Consider the following 14,228-nt stretch of genomic DNA (forward strand, 5'->3'; position numbering starts at 1 on the left):
CACAACGGGGGAGCGGTGCCGGCGCACCGGGGTGGAGCGCGAAATTATGCCCGTCGATGCCGCGCCGCCGGCCCACGAAAAACGGGGCCGCGAGCGACCCCGTGAATCCCCGTTGGAGGGCGGATGAAAGAGGAAACCAGCCGGGTCAGCGCAGGCCGAAGAACGAGAGCACTGCAACCACGACCACGACCAGACCGACGATGTAGATGATGGAATTCACGGTGGAAACTCCTCTTTGTTGAAGACGTTTCCACTCTGCGCGCGACGCCGCGCCCTGTGTGTAGTCGGCGATCATCGCCCCCTGTAGGACTCGCGAGTCAGACCGTCGAGGGCTCGGCGATCGTGCCGCTCTCCTGGTCGTCGTCCTCGTCGCCGTCGCCGAGGAAGCCTCCGCTCTGGTGCGCCCACAGCCGGGCATAGAGGCCGCCGCGGGCCAAAAGCGTCTTGTGGTCGCCTTCCTCGACCACCCGGCCCTGGTCGAGGACGATGAGCCGGTCCATCGCCGCGATGGTCGACAGCCGGTGCGCGATCGCGATCACCGTCTTGCCTTCCATCAGCCGGTAGAGGCTGGCCTGGATCGCGGCCTCGACCTCGGAGTCGAGTGCGCTGGTGGCCTCGTCCAGCAGCAGGATCGGCGCGTCCTTGAGCATCACGCGGGCGATCGCGATGCGCTGGCGCTGGCCGCCCGACAGCTTCACGCCGCGCTCGCCCACGTGGGCCTGGTAGCCGTGCCGGCCACTGGCGTCGCCCAGCGTCTGGATGAAATCGTGCGCCTCGGCGCGTTCGGCGGCGGCGCGGATCGCGATCTCGCCGGCGTCGGGCCGGCCATAGGCGATGTTGTCGGCCACCGAGCGGTGCATCAGCGAGGTGTCCTGCGTCACCATGCCGATATGGGCGCGCAGGCTGTCCTGCGTGACGTGGGCGATGTCCTGGCCGTCGACCAGGATGCGGCCGCTTTCCAGGTCATGGAAGCGCAGCAGCAGGTTGACCAGCGTCGACTTGCCGGCGCCGGAGCGGCCGACCAGGCCGATCTTCTCGCCCGGTGCGACCGTCAGCGTCATGTCGTCGATGACCCGGCGGCCCGCATCCGCGTAGCGGAAGCTGGCATGTTCGAAGCGCACCTCGCCGCGCGGCACTTCGAGCGTCTTCGCGTCGGCGGCGTCGAGCACCGTGCGCGGGCGCGACAGCGTGTTCATGCCGTCCTGCACCGTGCCGATGTTCTCGAACAGGCTGGTCATCTCCCACATGATCCAGTGGGACATGCCCTGCAGGCGCAGCGCCATCGCGGTGGCCGCCGCCACCGCGCCGACGCCGACCGCGCCCTGCGACCAGAGCCACAGCGCGGTGCCGGCCATGCCGGCGGTCAGGCCCATGCTGAGCGTGTGGTTGACGATCTCGAAGGCACTCACCAGCCGCATCTGGGCATAGCCGGTGCCCATGAACTCCTTCATGGCCGAGCGCGCGAAGCCGGCCTCGCGCTGGGTGTGCGAGAACAGCTTGACGGTGGCGATGTTGGTGTAGGCGTCGGTGACGCGGCCGGTCATCGAGGCCCGCGCATCGGCCTGGGCCTTGCCGACCTTGCCCAGGCGCGGCACGAAGAACACCAGCGAGCCGATGTAGCACGCGAGCCAGACCAGGAAGGGCAGCATCAGCTGGCGGTCGAGCACCGCCGCCAGCACGATCATCGTCGCCACGTAGACCACCATGGCGACCAGCACGTCGGCCAGCACGAAGATGGTTTCGCGCACCGCCAGCGCGGTCTGCATGACCTTGGCCGTGATGCGGCCGGCGAACTCGTCCTGGTAGAAGGCCATGCTCTGGCCGAGCATCAGCCGGTGGAAGTTCCAGCGCAGCCTCATCGGCAGGTTCACTGCCAGTGTCTGGTGCTTGACGATGGTCTGCAGCGCCACCACGCCGATGCTCGCGGCCAGCGCGAAGGCCAGCCACATCAGCGTGGTGCCGCGTTCTTCCCACAGGCGCGCCGGCGCCTGGCCGCCGAGCCAGTCGACGATGCGCCCGAGCATCGCGAACAGCAGCGCCTCGAAGGCCGACATCGCGGCCGTCAGCAGCGCCATCGCGGCGATCTTGCCGCGCAGGCCCTGGGTGCAGGCCCACAGGAAGGCGAGGAGGCCGCGCGGCGGCAATTCGGGTTCGGCGGCGGGGTAGGCGGGAAGCAGTTTTTCGAAGAAGCGGAACAAGGCGGACGGTCTCCAGTGAGGAGGTGACTGTACCGGCCTCTTTCTGCACATGCAGCGATCGGGGATTGGTGCCGACTCGCGCGCAGTGACGCGATCAGAACCGGTGCATGACGCCCGTGCCGATGCGCGTGGCATCGAGCGAGACGCTGCCGTCGACGCGCAAGGTCTTGCGCTTGCGGAACCCGATGTAGAGGCGCGTACGGCGCGACAGGTCGTAGGTGCCCAGCAGGCTCAGGCCGCGTGCATCGATGACCCGCCTGCCGGCGTCGTCCCTGGTGATCGAACTGGCATAGCCGATGGCGGCGGTCGCGGCGCCGAACGGTGCATCGAAGCCGATCTCCCATTCGTTCGACTTGAGGTGGCCGAGGACGCGTTCGTCGGTCTGTCGCTGCATCGCGCCGACCATCCTGACAGGACCGAAGTCGTAGTGGCCGGCGACGATGTGGAAGTTGTTCCTTCCGGTCGAGAAGCGTTCGGTCTGGTAGCCATAGCCGATCCTCAGCGGACCGGCGGCGTACTGCATGTGCCCTGTCCACAAGCGCGGGTTGAGCGTGGCCGTCGAGGCCCCTTCGTCGGCGCTGTAGCTGATCGAGCCGCTGAAGGGGCCCAGGCTCGGCGTGGCGTAGTAGACGGTGTTGTTGCCCCGCGCCAGGTAGTCGCTGCCGATCACCGCCGGAAGGCCGTGGGCGGCGGTGGTGCTGGCGCTCCAGACCTGGCCGGTGGAGGCAAAGCCCGAGGAGTCATAGAGGTGGTTGGTGGAGCCGCGCAGCGCGTCGAAAGCGGTGAGCATGCGGCCCAGGCGCACTTCGCCCGCAGGGCCGACGAGGCCGACGTAGGCGGCGCGGTTGAATCCCTGGTCCAGATTCGACACCTTGCTGATGGTGCCGGTATCGGGCGCGATGCCCTGCTCGAGAACGAAGCGCGCCTGAAGGCCGCCGCCCAGGTCTTCCATGCCCCTCAGGCCCCATCGGCTGACCGATGCGCCGCCATTCTCCAGAACCGACTGCCGGGTTGTGGGGCCGTCGCTGCTCTTTTGAGTGATTTGGCCGATCCAGAGATCGGTGATGCCCCACAGCGTCAGGCTGGATTGCGCGGATGCCGCAGACGCGAAGACGCCTGCGCAGCACAGCGGGGCGAGCGCGGACGATTTCATTTTTGAAAACCTCTCCCTTGCCTATCAAACATTCATAAGACGTCAGTCGTCAGATGTGCTGATTGATAGTAAGGTCTCGCTCACTTGTCCTGCTACCCCGTGAAAACCCTTTGCTGGGCGGCGGGCTATGCGACGGGAGGTTCCGAGGTCGGCGGGGCTTGAATGTCGAGCGCCTGGGCGCTGGCCCGCAGTCGTTCGCGGCTGTTGCTCAGATGCATGAACATCGCGGCACGCGCCGCGGCCGGATCGCCGCGGCGGATGGCCTCGTAGATGGCTTCGTGCTCCCGCTGGGTGATGGCCTTGCCGCTTTCCAGTGCCGGTTGCGCCTCGCCGAAGCGGGCGTTGGAGGAGGGCGCTGACGCGCCCTCGCGGCGTGCAATGGTGGCATTGCCGAGGTTGCGCAGCACTTCCTCGAAGTACTCGTTACCGGTGGCCGCGGCGATCTGCGCATGGAATTGGTAGTCGGCTTCGACGGTGCTGCCGCCCGCCCGGCGCTGGGCGTCGAAGGTGTCCAGTGCCAGGCGCATGCCCTGGAGCTGCTCGTCGCGGCGGCGCATCGCGGCCAGGCTGGCGGCTTCGGATTCGAGGCTGATGCGCAGTTCCAGCATGGCGAGCTTCTGGCGGTCCTGCACGTCCCGCGCGTCGACCGAAAGCAATGGCCCGCTGGTCGGCGGTGCCAGCACGAAGGTGCCGATGCCTTGCCGCGTTTCGACGAGGCCGCTGGCCTGCAAGCGGGACATGGCCTCGCGCACGACGGTCCGGCTGACGCCGAATTCGCGCATCAGGCTCGGCTCGGGCGGCACGCGATCGCCGGGTTTCAGGCTGCCGTGCCGGATGCGCTCGGAGACGCCGTCCACCACGCGCTGTGGCTGGCTCTTGGCGCGGATCGGGTTTTCGTTCATGGGCAAGGCGACAGACGACCTAGGGTAAATACGGGCCAACACGTCAGACGTGTTGGATAGACTTTCATGCAAGTCTGACGACTGATGATTCAGAGGATTTTATGAAGATTGCCAAGGTGCAGGGCACCGAATTCAGCTTTCCTACCCGGCGTTCAGTGGATGCCGCTGGCCATTCCCATCCCGGTCTCGAGATCGAGGGCAAGCTGGCGCTGCTGACCATCGTGACCGAGGAGGGTCAAAGCGGTCATGCCTTCGCGCCGCCGGAGGTGATCCGCCCGCACGTGCTCGATGCCTTCGTGCGCAAGGTGCTGGTCGGGCAGAACGCGTTCCAGCGCGAGCAACTCTGGCATGGGCTCGCGCATTGGCAGCGCGGCAGCGCGGGGCAGCTCACCGACCGCAGCCTGGCGGCCGTCGACCAGGCGCTGTGGGATCTGGCGGGCCGTGCGCTGGGCCAGCCTGTGTACCGGCTCATCGGTGGTTACCGCGACAAGGTGCCGGCCTACGGCAGCACGATGTGCGGCGACGAGCTTCAGGGCGGCCTGTCCACGCCGGATGAATATGCCGCCTTCGCGGAAAGGTTGGTGTCGCGCGGCTACAAGGCCATCAAGCTCCACACCTGGATGCCCCCGGTGTCGTTCGCGCCCAGCGTCGAGATGGACATCAAGGCCTGCGCCGCCGTGCGCGAGGCAGTGGGGCCGCACATCCCGCTGATGCTGGACGGCTATCACAACTACAGCCGTATCGACGCACTCTCCATCGGCCGGGCGCTCGAGAAGCTCAACTTCACCTGGTTCGAGGAAATGATGGACGAGCAGAGCATGGCGTCCTATGCGTGGCTGGCCGAGCAGCTCGACATCCCCATCATCGGACCCGAAAGTCTCTCGGGCAAGCACCACAGCCGGGCTGACTGGGTGAAGGCGGGTGCCTGCGACATCCTGCGCGCCGGTGTGCCGGGCGTGGGCGGCATCTCGCCGACGCTGAAAGTGGCGCATCTCGCAGAATCCTTCGGCATGCAGTGCGAGGTGCACGGCAACGGTGCGGCCAACCTGGCCGTTTGCGCGGCCATCAAGAACTGCCGCTGGTACGAGCGCGGACTGCTTCACCCGTTCCTGGACTATGACGAAGTGCCGGCCTATCTGAATCAGCTCGCCGACCCGATGGATGCGGAAGGCTACGTGCACCTTTCATCGCTGCCGGGGCTGGGTGAGGACATCGATTTCGGCTACATCGAAGCCCATACCATCCGCACATACTGAGACGGACGCAGGCGCGTTCGTTCGTCCAATCGGGGAGGAGACACAAGCCATGAATAAAAAGCAATGGCTGCGCCCGCTGGCGCTGGCCGTGGTGCTGTGCGCCGGCGTCAGCGGGCTGCAGGCCAGAACGCCGGACGACCAGCTGATCGTGGGGTTCAGCATGAACAACCTGCTCACGCTGGACCCGGCCGCCGCCACCGGCAACGACGTGGTGGAGGTCAACGTCAACCTGTACGACTACCTGATCGAGCTGGATGCGCTCGTGCCCGACAAGATCCTGCCCGGTCTGGCCGAGCGGTGGAGCGTTTCGGACGACGGCCGCCGCATCACGTTCTGGCTGCGGGATGGCGTCAGGTTCCAGTCGGGCCATGCGTTGACCGCGGACGATGCGGCGTGGTCGCTGCACCGGGTGCTCAAGCTCAACCTGGCCATGGCCTCGCCGTGGAAGAGCTACGGCCTCAGCGCGCAGAACGTCGAGAAGGCCATCCGCGCGACCGACGCCCACACGCTGGTGATCGACCTGCCTGTCGTCACCGACCCGAAGATGGTCTTGTTCACGCTGGCCACCTCGGTCAGCGCCGTGGTGCTCGATCGCCGCACCGTCATGGCCAACGAGAAGAACGGCGACATGGGTCGCGCATGGCTCGCCACGCACTCGGCGGGCTCCGGGCCGTTCTCGCTCGCCCAGTGGCGGGCCAAGGACACGCTGATCATGAATCGCTTCGATGGCTACTGGCGGGGTCCGGCGAAGATGAAACGGGTCGTCATGCGCCACATGACCGAATCGCAGACGCTGCGGCTGATGCTCTCACGCGGCGATCTGGACCTGGCTTCGGGGCTCTCGGTGCCCGACATCGAGGCCATGCGCAAGAACCCCGAGGTCGTCGTTCGATCGACGCAGCGCGGCACGATGTACTACGTGGCCGTGAGCTTGAAGGACCCGAGGTACGCCGACCGGCGCGTGCGCCTCGCGATCCGCAAGCTGATCGACTACGAGGGCATCAACACCACCGTGATGCCCGACTATGGCGTGCCCAACCAGCGGCCCGTGCCGCTCGGACTGGCTGCGACGCTGCCCGGCCCCGGCTACAAGCTCGACGTGGCCGGCGCCAAGGCGCTGCTGGCGGAGGCGGGTTATCCGGACGGCTTCGACACCACCATCCGCGTGCTGTCCGACCCGCCCTTCATCAACATCGCTACCAGCCTGCAGGCGACGCTGGCGCAGGCCGGCATCCGTGCGAGCGTGCTGTCGGGCACCGGCAACCAGGTGTATGGCGCAATGCGCGAGCGCAAGTTCGAGATCCTGGTGGGGCGCGGTGTCGGGGTGGAGCCGCATCCGCACGGCAGTTTCCGGGCACTGGTCTACAACCCCGACAACAGCGATGCGGCCCGGCTGACCAACTTCCAGGGATGGCGCACCTCGTTCTTCAGCCCCGCATTGAACCAATTGATCCGCAAGGCCGAGATCGAGCGCGACGAAGCCCGGCAGATGGCCGACTACGGGCAGGCGCAGCGGCTGTACGACGCCGAAGTCGGTGGCATCCAGCCGATTTCGCAGATGGTGGACACCGTGGTGATGCGCAGGGAAGTGCGCAACTACCAGGCCCACCCGGCTGCCACCACGCGGCTGCGCGATGTCGACAAGCAGCATGCCGAAGCCGGCGTCTGAATTGGATGGGGAGGTTTCCGTGTTCGCATTCTTGAGCCATCCGATGCTGCGCGCGGCCGCGCATCGCGCGGTCAGCGTGGTGCTGACCCTGCTGGGACTGTTGTTGCTGACCTTCGTGATCGGCCGCGTGATGCCGCTCGATCCGGTGCTGTCCATCGTCGGCCCCGATGCGGACAAATCCACCTACGACCAGGTCTACAAGCAGCTTGGCTTCGATCGGCCGCTGACCGTGCAGTTCGGCTACTACCTGCGCGACCTGCTTCACGGCGATCTGGGTCACGCGCTGTTCACCGGACATGCGGTGACGGACGACTTGGCGCGGGTGTTGCCGGCCACCGTCGAGCTCGCCACGATGGCGCTCTTGCTCGGCACCTGCGCCGGCGTCTCGCTCGGTGTGTTCGCGGCCACGCGGCGCGGTCGACTCGCGGACCACCTGGTGCGCGTCATCAGCCTGTTCGGCTATTCGACGCCGGTGTTCTGGTTCGGCATGATGGGGCTGCTGGTGTTCTACGCCTGGCTCGGCTGGGCCGGCGGGGCAGGGCGGGTCGACCTGCCGTTCGACGGCGTCGTGCCCACGCGCACCGGCCTGCTGCTGGTCGACTCGGCGCTCGCCGGGAACTGGGAAGTGTTTCGCAGCGCGCTCAAGTTCCTCTTCCTGCCGGCCTGCGTCCTCGGCCTGCATTCGATGGCCTACATCAGCCGCATGACGCGCAGCTTCATGCTGGCGCAGTTGTCGCAGGAGTACATCACCACCGCGCGGGTCAAGGGGCTGCCGGAGCGCAGCGTGGTCTGGCACCACGCGTTCCGCAACATCCTCGTGCAGTTGCTGACCATCGTGGCGCTGGCCTATGGCGGCCTGCTGGAGGGCGCCGTGCTGATCGAAACCGTCTTCGCCTGGCCCGGCTTCGGCCTGTACCTCACCAACGGCCTGTTGCTGGGCGACATGAACGCGGTGATGGGTTGCGTGCTGGTGGTGGGGGTGATCTTCATCACGCTGAATCTTCTGTCCGATGCGCTCTACCACCTGCTCGATCCGAGGACCCGCTCATGATGGCTTCCACCACCACCACCACCACCATCACCTCTTCCCGCATGCCCGACTCGGCTGCAGAGGCCGTGCTGCTGAACCTGCGCCAGGGATTGCGCAGGCTGCTGCGCAATCCGATGACCGTTGCCGGCGTGCTGGTCATCGCCGTATTGCTGCTGGTCGCCTTGCTCGCGCCATGGATCGCCGCCTACGATCCGCTCGAACAGAATCTGAAGCAGGCACTCCGGGCGCCATCGCACGCGAACTGGTTCGGCACCGACGAGTACGGCCGCGACATCTTCAGCCGCCTCGTGCATGGCTCGCGCATTTCGCTCTACATCATCGCGCTGGTCACGGTCATCGTCGGCCCGGTCGGCCTCGCGGTGGGCAGCATGGCCGGCTATTTCGGTGGCTGGGTGGACAACCTGTTCATGCGCATCACCGACATCTTCATCTCGTTCCCGGGCCTGGTGCTGGCGCTGGCCTTCGTGGCCGCACTGGGCCCGGGGCTCGACCATGCGGTGATCGCCATCGCGTTGACCGCATGGCCACCGATCGCGCGGCTGGCGCGGGCCGAGGCCCTGTCGCTGCGGCATGCCGACTATGTGGTGGCCGCGCAATTGCAGGGCGCCTCGTCGGCCCGCATCCTGGTGCGCTGCATCGCGCCCATGCTGATGTCGTCGGTGGTGGTCCGGTTGACCATGAACATGGCCAACGTGCTCCTGATCGCCGCCGGTCTCGGCTTCCTGGGGCTGGGCGCGCAGCCGCCTGCGCCGGAGTGGGGCGCGATGATCTCCAGCGGCCGGCGCTACATGATCGAGTGCTGGTGGCTCGTGGCCGCGCCAGGGATGGCGATCATGCTGGTGAGCCTCGCCTTCAACCTGATCGGCGATGGCCTGCGCGACATCCTCGATCCCCGCAGCGAATGAGGAACTCTCCCATGCACTCTCCCGTTTCCGAGCCGCCCCTGCGCCCGAAGCTGCAGGTCGACGACCTGCACATCCGCTTTGCCACCCCCGACGGCCCGATGCATGCCGTGCGCGGCGTGTCGTTCAACCTCTCGCGCGAGAAGCTCGCCATCGTCGGCGAGTCCGGCTCGGGCAAGTCCACCGTGGGCCGCGCCTTGCTCAAGCTGCACCCGCACAGTGCGCGCGTCGAGGCTCGCACCCTGGCTTTCGATGGCATCGACCTTCTGACTGCCAGCCCCTGGACCATGCAGGCCCTGCGCGGCAAGCGCATGTCGATGATCATGCAGGATCCGAAGTACTCGCTGAACCCGGTCGTGCGGGTGGGCCAGCAGATTGCCGAAGCCTATCTGGCCCACCACGACGTCCCCCGTGCCGAAGCCCGCGAACGTGCGCTGGCCATGCTTGAATCGGTGCGCATCCGCGATCCGCAACGGGTGTTCGATCTCTATCCGCATGAGGTGTCGGGCGGCATGGGGCAGCGAATCATGATCGCGATGATGCTCATCACCGAGCCCGAGGTATTGATCGCGGACGAACCGACTTCCGCGCTCGACGTGTCGGTGCGCCTTCAGGTGCTGGACGTGCTCGGCGAACTGGTTCGCGAGCGCGGACTGGGCCTCATCTTCATCAGCCACGACCTGAATCTGGTCCGCCATTTCTGTGACCGGGTGCTGGTGATGTATGCCGGCCGCGTGGTCGAGAGCCTTGCCGCTACCGACCTGGATCGCGCCGAGCATCCTTATACCCGTGGGCTGCTGGGCGCCATGCCCAGCCTGGACCATCGCCGGGCGCGCCTGCCCGTGCTGCGGCGCGACCCTGCGTGGCTTGCCGACTGAGAGGACACCCATGGCCATGATCCAAGTCAACGCGCTCAATCTCGCCTTCGGCGCGAACCGGGTGCTCCACGATGTGAGCCTGCAAGTCCAGCCTGGCGAGTCGTTCGGCCTGGTGGGCGAATCGGGTTCGGGCAAGACCACCGTACTGCGCTGCCTTGCCGGCCAGTTCACGCACTGGACCGGCAATGCCGAGATCGCCGGCCACGCGCTCGGACACAAGCGCGATCGCGCACGCTGCCGGGAGGTGCAGATGGTGTTCCAGGATCCTTACGGTTCATTGCACCCGCGGCACACCATTCACACCGCGCTCGCCGAACCGCTGCGCATCCACGGCATCGGCGACCAGCGCGAGCGCATCGACGGCATCCTCGGCAAGGTGGGGCTGAACAGCGACTTCCGGTTTCGCTACCCGCACCAGCTGTCGGGCGGACAGCGGCAGCGCGTGGCGATCGCGCGAGCCCTCATCCTGGAGCCACGCGTGCTCCTGCTCGACGAGCCGACCTCGGCGCTCGATGTGTCGGTGCAGGCCGAAATCCTCAACCTGCTGGTCGACCTGCGGGAACGCGACGGACTGACCTATCTGATGGTGACCCACGACCTCGGCGTGGTCGCCCACCTGTGCGACCGGCTGGCGGTGATGCAGCAGGGCCGGATCGTGGAAACGCTCTCCACTGATGCGCTGTGTCGCAGCGAGGCAAGGCATGCCTATACGCAAATGCTGGTGGACGCGACGCGCCATCGTGACCGGGAGGTGGGAGAAGAAGCTGTCGCCTAGGCCAATGGGCCGCTTCACCGGCGATCGCCGCGAGATGCACGCTCCGCATGCACTACGGCGCGCCCAGGCTGGAGTCCAGGAAATCGATGAAGCTGCGCAGCTTGGGCGCCATGTATTGCCGGCTCGTGTACACCGCGAACAGGGTCACCGGCGGCGCGGCGTAGTCCGGCACCAGGCGAACCAGCCGACCCGCGGCCAGATCGTCGTCGATCAGCCATTCGGGCAGGAACGAGATGCCGATCCCTGCGTGCACGGCATGCAATGTCAGGTTGGTGTCGTCGGACTTCATCACCGGCTGCAGCCGCAGCGGCGCCTGCCGGCCGCCCGGACCCTTGAGCGTGAAGCCTTCGAGGTTGACGTAACTGGGCACGATCGCATCGAGCTTTGCGAGGTCGGCCGGCGAGGCGGGGAGCCCGCTGCGTGCGATGCACCCGGGTGTCGCCACCAGGTGAAACTGCAGCCGGCACAGCGGCCGTGCAATCAGCGCAGGCGAGGGCTCCTGCGTTGCGCGCAGCGCGAGGTCGTAGCCATCGGCCGCGAGGTCGACCTTGCGGTTCTCCAGATGCATGTCGACCACGACTTCGGGGTATTGCGCGCGGTAGCCTGCCAGCACGCGCGCGAATCGCGGCGTCGCGCACCACACCGGCGCGCTCACCTTGAGCTGCCCGCGCGGCGTGGCGCTGGTCTGTCCGATGGCGGCCTCGGCTGCATCGAGCAGGTCGAGCGCGCGACAGCTCTGCTCATACCAGGCCTGTCCCGCTTCGGTAAGGCTCAGGTGGCGGCTCGATCGGTGAAGAAGCCGTGCACCCAGCGACTTTTCGAGCTGCGCCACATGCTTGCTGGCCATGGGGGCCGAGATCGCGAGCCGGTCGGCGGCGGCGACGAAACTGCCCGACTCCACCACCTCCCTGAAGACGCGCAAACTGGTCAGGCGATCCATCGATGATTTCCTCCTGGGAAATGAATCGATGAATCCTAGCCTATCGATTTCCTTCTGGGAAATCTCTAGACTTGCGTTCAAGGAGCATCCCATGACCACGACTACCAGATTGCCCACCTATTTCATTTCGCACGGCGGCGGCCCCTGGCCGTGGATGAAGAAGGAAATGGGCCCCACCTACGACAAGCTCGAGGCCTCGCTGGCCGACATGCCGCGCCAGATCGGCCGCACGCCGGCCGCGATCCTCATGGTGTCGGCGCACTGGGAAGAGCCCGCCTTCACCGTGATGGGCAGCCCGCGCCCGCCGATGATCTACGACTACGGCGGCTTCCCGGCCCATACCTACCAGGTGCACTACGACGCGCCGGGCTCGCCCGAACTGGCGCGCCGCGTGCAGTCGCTGCTCGAGGCCGCGGGCCTGCCTGCGGCGCTCGATGCCGAGCGCGGCTTCGACCACGGCACCTTCTCGCCGATGGCCGCGATCTATCCGAAGGCCGAGGTGCCGGTGGTGCAGCTGTCGCTGCGGCGCGGCCTCGATCCGGCCGAGCACATCGCGCTGGGCCGGGCGATCGCGCCGCTGCGCGACGAGAACGTGCTGATCGTCGGCAGCGGCCTGAGCTATCACAACCTGCGGAACTTCGGCCCGCAGGCGCGCGATGTCTCGAAGGCCTTCGACGACTGGCTCGACGGCGCAGTGGTGCGAACCACGCCGCAGCAGCGGATCGAGCAACTGCTGCACTGGTCGGCGGCACCGGCGGCGCGCATCGCGCATCCGCGAGAAGAACACCTGATTCCGCTGATGGTCGCAGTCGGCGCGGCCGAGGGCGAGGCCGGCGAACGCATCTACCACGAGGATGCGTTCATGGGCGGGATCTCGGTGTCGAGCTTCCGGTTCGGGGCCGCGTCCGCCTGAGCCTGGGTCGCCGCGCGGCACAATGGCGCGGTGCCATATTTCTCGACCTTCGATCCCCAGGCCGAAGCCGATGCGCTCGACCTGATCGCGCGCATCGACGCGCTCGCCACCCTCCACGACGTCGAGCACGACGGCGTGCGCGTACGCTGGCGCTGCTTCGGCGGCGACGACACGCGGCCTCCGCTGGTGCTGCTGCACGGCGGCCACGGCAGCTGGATGCACTGGCTGCGCAACGCCGAGGCGCTGTCGGCCTCGCGCACGCTGTGGCTGCCCGACCTGCCGGGCTTCAACGAGTCCGACGCGCCGCCGAAGCCGCAGCCCGGCCAGGCCGCGGTCGACCCATTGCTCGACGCGCTGTCCGGAACGCTCGACAGCCTGATCGGAGCCGGTACCCCGATCGACCTCGGCGGCTTCTCGTTCGGCGGCCTGGTCGCCGCCAAGTTCGGCCAGCGCCGGGGCCACATCCGGCGCATGGTCCTGGTGGGCAGCGGTGGCCACGGCACGCTGCGGCGCATGACGGTCGAGATGGTCAACTGGCGCGCCGCCGAGGACCGCGACCAGGAGCGCGCCGCGTTGCTGCACAACCTGGCCGCGCTGATGCTGCACGACAAGTCGGCAATCGATGCACTGGCTTTCGCGATCCACGACATCTCCTGCCACGGCACGCGCTTTCGCAGCAAGGAGGTCTCGTTGTCGGGCGGACTTCAGGCCGCTCTGGAAGCCATCGGCGGCCCTCAGTTGCTGCTCTGGGGCGTGCACGACGTGACGGCGGATTCGCGGCCGCTGGTGGCGCAGCTCGCCGCCGGCCATCCCCAACGCGAAGGTGTGGTGATCGACGGCGCCGGGCACTGGGTGCAGTTCGAGCGGGCGGACGAGTTCAACTCGGCGGTGCTGCGCTTCCTGGATCGGTAGCGCGGGTCCGCTCGGGTCCGCAAAGCAGGCTCAGCTTTCGACCCTCTTGCGTGGCCTCCCGCCCAATTTTCCATTGCTGCGCGCGGCTTGGGCCTTGGCTTCGGATGTTTGCGCTCCGCCCGCTTTGCCCATGGCCTGCGCCATCCACTTTCGCGAACCCAGAATGCCTTCGAGCAGTGCCGGTACGTAGAGATCGACGTCGAGCAGGGGGAAGTGCAGTCCGGTGCCGGCGGGGCTGACTTCGATGTCGACAAGATCCTTGGGCCGGGCCTGCGCCAGTCCCTCCGCGAGGCTCGGTGGAAAGCCCAACTCGACGCCAGTGTTCAGCTGCACGACGACCCGCCCCACACGGCGATCGTAGTGCGCCGAAACGGCACGAGGGCCGGCGTCGCGACGTCTTTGCATTCGCGCTTCGGCTTGCTTCAATGCGGCCTCAGTGAGTGCCATGAATGCTGCTCCATTGAATGCAGAGCTTGTCGAGGGCGCTTTGCAGCTGGTTCACGATCCCGTTCAATTCATGCAATGCAAAACCCATGCTCTCCCGCAGTTCGGGCGGCCCCTTCGGACAATGCAGGTCGAACACGGCCTCTCCGTCCGGACTGATCACATGAACATGCGCCGGTCGATGGTCGTTGGCTACCCGCAATTTGCCTAGGCGCAGCACTGTAGGCATGAATCC

15 protein-coding genes are annotated in these 14,228 nt (G+C 67.0%); 8 read left to right on the forward strand and 7 right to left on the reverse strand.

Annotated features, from left to right (window positions below; all coding sequences use genetic code 11):
• Positions 1 to 145: 145 nt before the first annotated feature.
• The 4 genes from AC1DF3_RS23020 to AC1DF3_RS23035 form a co-directional block, all read right to left on the reverse strand.
• Complete coding sequence (locus tag AC1DF3_RS23020; RefSeq protein WP_478140943.1) at positions 146 to 295, reverse strand: hypothetical protein; 150 nt, start codon at positions 293 to 295, stop codon at positions 146 to 148.
• Between the two features lie 22 nt (positions 296 to 317).
• Positions 318 to 2,198, reverse strand: coding sequence for an ABC transporter ATP-binding protein (locus AC1DF3_RS23025; RefSeq protein ID WP_478140944.1), 1,881 nt, complete (start codon positions 2,196 to 2,198; stop codon positions 318 to 320).
• Positions 2,199 to 2,292: 94 nt separating this feature from the next.
• Complete coding sequence (locus AC1DF3_RS23030) at positions 2,293 to 3,351, reverse strand: porin (RefSeq protein ID WP_478140945.1); 1,059 nt, start codon at positions 3,349 to 3,351, stop codon at positions 2,293 to 2,295.
• A 125-nt stretch (positions 3,352 to 3,476) separates the two neighbouring features.
• Entirely contained in the window at positions 3,477 to 4,253 is a 777-nt protein-coding gene (locus tag AC1DF3_RS23035) for a FadR/GntR family transcriptional regulator (protein ID WP_478140946.1), read from the reverse strand.
• 101 nt (positions 4,254 to 4,354) lie between these two features.
• Here AC1DF3_RS23035 and AC1DF3_RS23040 point away from each other — a divergent pair, with 101 nt between their 5' ends.
• Genes AC1DF3_RS23040 through AC1DF3_RS23065 form a run of 6 tightly spaced genes read left to right on the forward strand, consistent with a single transcriptional unit; the run spans position 4,355 to position 10,784 of the window.
• Positions 4,355 to 5,509 (forward strand): mandelate racemase family protein, encoded by a 1,155-nt coding sequence (locus AC1DF3_RS23040; protein WP_478140947.1) that lies wholly within the window; start codon positions 4,355 to 4,357, stop codon positions 5,507 to 5,509.
• Positions 5,510 to 5,558: 49 nt separating this feature from the next.
• Positions 5,559 to 7,178, forward strand: coding sequence for an ABC transporter substrate-binding protein (locus AC1DF3_RS23045; RefSeq protein ID WP_478140948.1), 1,620 nt, complete (start codon positions 5,559 to 5,561; stop codon positions 7,176 to 7,178).
• 43 nt (positions 7,179 to 7,221) lie between these two features.
• Entirely contained in the window at positions 7,222 to 8,229 is a 1,008-nt protein-coding gene (locus AC1DF3_RS23050; RefSeq protein WP_478140972.1) for an ABC transporter permease, read from the forward strand.
• Positions 8,226 to 9,134 carry an ABC transporter permease gene (locus tag AC1DF3_RS23055; protein WP_478140949.1) on the forward strand — a complete coding sequence of 303 codons (909 nt, stop codon included), beginning with the start codon at positions 8,226 to 8,228 and terminating at the stop codon, positions 9,132 to 9,134. The genes AC1DF3_RS23050 and AC1DF3_RS23055 overlap by 4 nt, the downstream gene beginning before the upstream one ends.
• A gap of 11 nt (positions 9,135 to 9,145) precedes the next feature.
• Positions 9,146 to 10,009 carry an ABC transporter ATP-binding protein gene (locus AC1DF3_RS23060; protein ID WP_478140950.1) on the forward strand — a complete coding sequence of 288 codons (864 nt, stop codon included), beginning with the start codon at positions 9,146 to 9,148 and terminating at the stop codon, positions 10,007 to 10,009.
• A gap of 16 nt (positions 10,010 to 10,025) precedes the next feature.
• Positions 10,026 to 10,784, forward strand: coding sequence for an ABC transporter ATP-binding protein (locus AC1DF3_RS23065; protein ID WP_478140973.1), 759 nt, complete (start codon positions 10,026 to 10,028; stop codon positions 10,782 to 10,784).
• A 52-nt stretch (positions 10,785 to 10,836) separates the two neighbouring features.
• Here AC1DF3_RS23065 and AC1DF3_RS23070 read toward each other — a convergent pair whose 3' ends face one another.
• A complete protein-coding gene (locus AC1DF3_RS23070) occupies positions 10,837 to 11,724 on the reverse strand; it encodes a LysR family transcriptional regulator (RefSeq protein WP_478140951.1) in 888 nt (295 codons plus the stop codon).
• A 91-nt stretch (positions 11,725 to 11,815) separates the two neighbouring features.
• Between AC1DF3_RS23070 and AC1DF3_RS23075 the strand changes: the two genes are divergently transcribed.
• Both AC1DF3_RS23075 and AC1DF3_RS23080 read left to right on the forward strand, forming a co-directional pair.
• On the forward strand, positions 11,816 to 12,637 hold the full coding sequence (locus AC1DF3_RS23075; protein ID WP_478140952.1) for a DODA-type extradiol aromatic ring-opening family dioxygenase: 822 nt from the start codon (positions 11,816 to 11,818) through the stop codon (positions 12,635 to 12,637).
• 30 nt (positions 12,638 to 12,667) lie between these two features.
• Positions 12,668 to 13,549: an alpha/beta fold hydrolase gene (locus tag AC1DF3_RS23080; RefSeq protein ID WP_478140953.1), complete on the forward strand. Its 882-nt coding sequence runs from the start codon at positions 12,668 to 12,670 to the stop codon at positions 13,547 to 13,549.
• A gap of 30 nt (positions 13,550 to 13,579) precedes the next feature.
• Here the strand turns inward: AC1DF3_RS23080 and AC1DF3_RS23085 are convergent, their stop codons facing one another.
• Positions 13,580 to 13,996: a DUF2442 domain-containing protein gene (locus AC1DF3_RS23085; RefSeq protein WP_286531493.1), complete on the reverse strand. Its 417-nt coding sequence runs from the start codon at positions 13,994 to 13,996 to the stop codon at positions 13,580 to 13,582.
• Positions 13,983 to 14,222: a DUF4160 domain-containing protein gene (locus AC1DF3_RS23090; protein WP_478140954.1), complete on the reverse strand. Its 240-nt coding sequence runs from the start codon at positions 14,220 to 14,222 to the stop codon at positions 13,983 to 13,985. Before AC1DF3_RS23090 ends, AC1DF3_RS23085 begins: the two co-directional genes overlap by 14 nt.
• Positions 14,223 to 14,228: the final 6 nt, after the last annotated feature.

It is taken from the genome of Variovorax sp. 10N432, from assembly GCF_056394465.1.

Excerpts from the sequence above, each read along its gene's own strand:
- AC1DF3_RS23020 (WP_478140943.1), bottom strand. The coding sequence starts at position 295 with ATGATCGCCGACTACACACAGGGCGCGGCGTCGCGCGCAGAGTGGAAA.
- AC1DF3_RS23030 (WP_478140945.1), bottom strand. The coding sequence starts at position 3,351 with ATGAAATCGTCCGCGCTCGCCCCGCTGTGCTGCGCAGGCGTCTTCGCG.
- AC1DF3_RS23035 (WP_478140946.1), bottom strand. The coding sequence starts at position 4,253 with ATGAACGAAAACCCGATCCGCGCCAAGAGCCAGCCACAGCGCGTGGTG.
- AC1DF3_RS23040 (WP_478140947.1), top strand. The coding sequence starts at position 4,355 with ATGAAGATTGCCAAGGTGCAGGGCACCGAATTCAGCTTTCCTACCCGG.
- AC1DF3_RS23045 (WP_478140948.1), top strand. The coding sequence starts at position 5,559 with ATGAATAAAAAGCAATGGCTGCGCCCGCTGGCGCTGGCCGTGGTGCTG.
- AC1DF3_RS23050 (WP_478140972.1), top strand. The coding sequence starts at position 7,222 with ATGCTGCGCGCGGCCGCGCATCGCGCGGTCAGCGTGGTGCTGACCCTG.
- AC1DF3_RS23055 (WP_478140949.1), top strand. The coding sequence starts at position 8,226 with ATGATGGCTTCCACCACCACCACCACCACCATCACCTCTTCCCGCATG.
- AC1DF3_RS23060 (WP_478140950.1), top strand. The coding sequence starts at position 9,146 with ATGCACTCTCCCGTTTCCGAGCCGCCCCTGCGCCCGAAGCTGCAGGTC.
- AC1DF3_RS23065 (WP_478140973.1), top strand. The coding sequence starts at position 10,026 with ATGATCCAAGTCAACGCGCTCAATCTCGCCTTCGGCGCGAACCGGGTG.
- AC1DF3_RS23070 (WP_478140951.1), bottom strand. The coding sequence starts at position 11,724 with ATGGATCGCCTGACCAGTTTGCGCGTCTTCAGGGAGGTGGTGGAGTCG.
- AC1DF3_RS23075 (WP_478140952.1), top strand. The coding sequence starts at position 11,816 with ATGACCACGACTACCAGATTGCCCACCTATTTCATTTCGCACGGCGGC.
- AC1DF3_RS23085 (WP_286531493.1), bottom strand. The coding sequence starts at position 13,996 with ATGGCACTCACTGAGGCCGCATTGAAGCAAGCCGAAGCGCGAATGCAA.
- AC1DF3_RS23090 (WP_478140954.1), bottom strand. The coding sequence starts at position 14,222 with ATGCCTACAGTGCTGCGCCTAGGCAAATTGCGGGTAGCCAACGACCAT.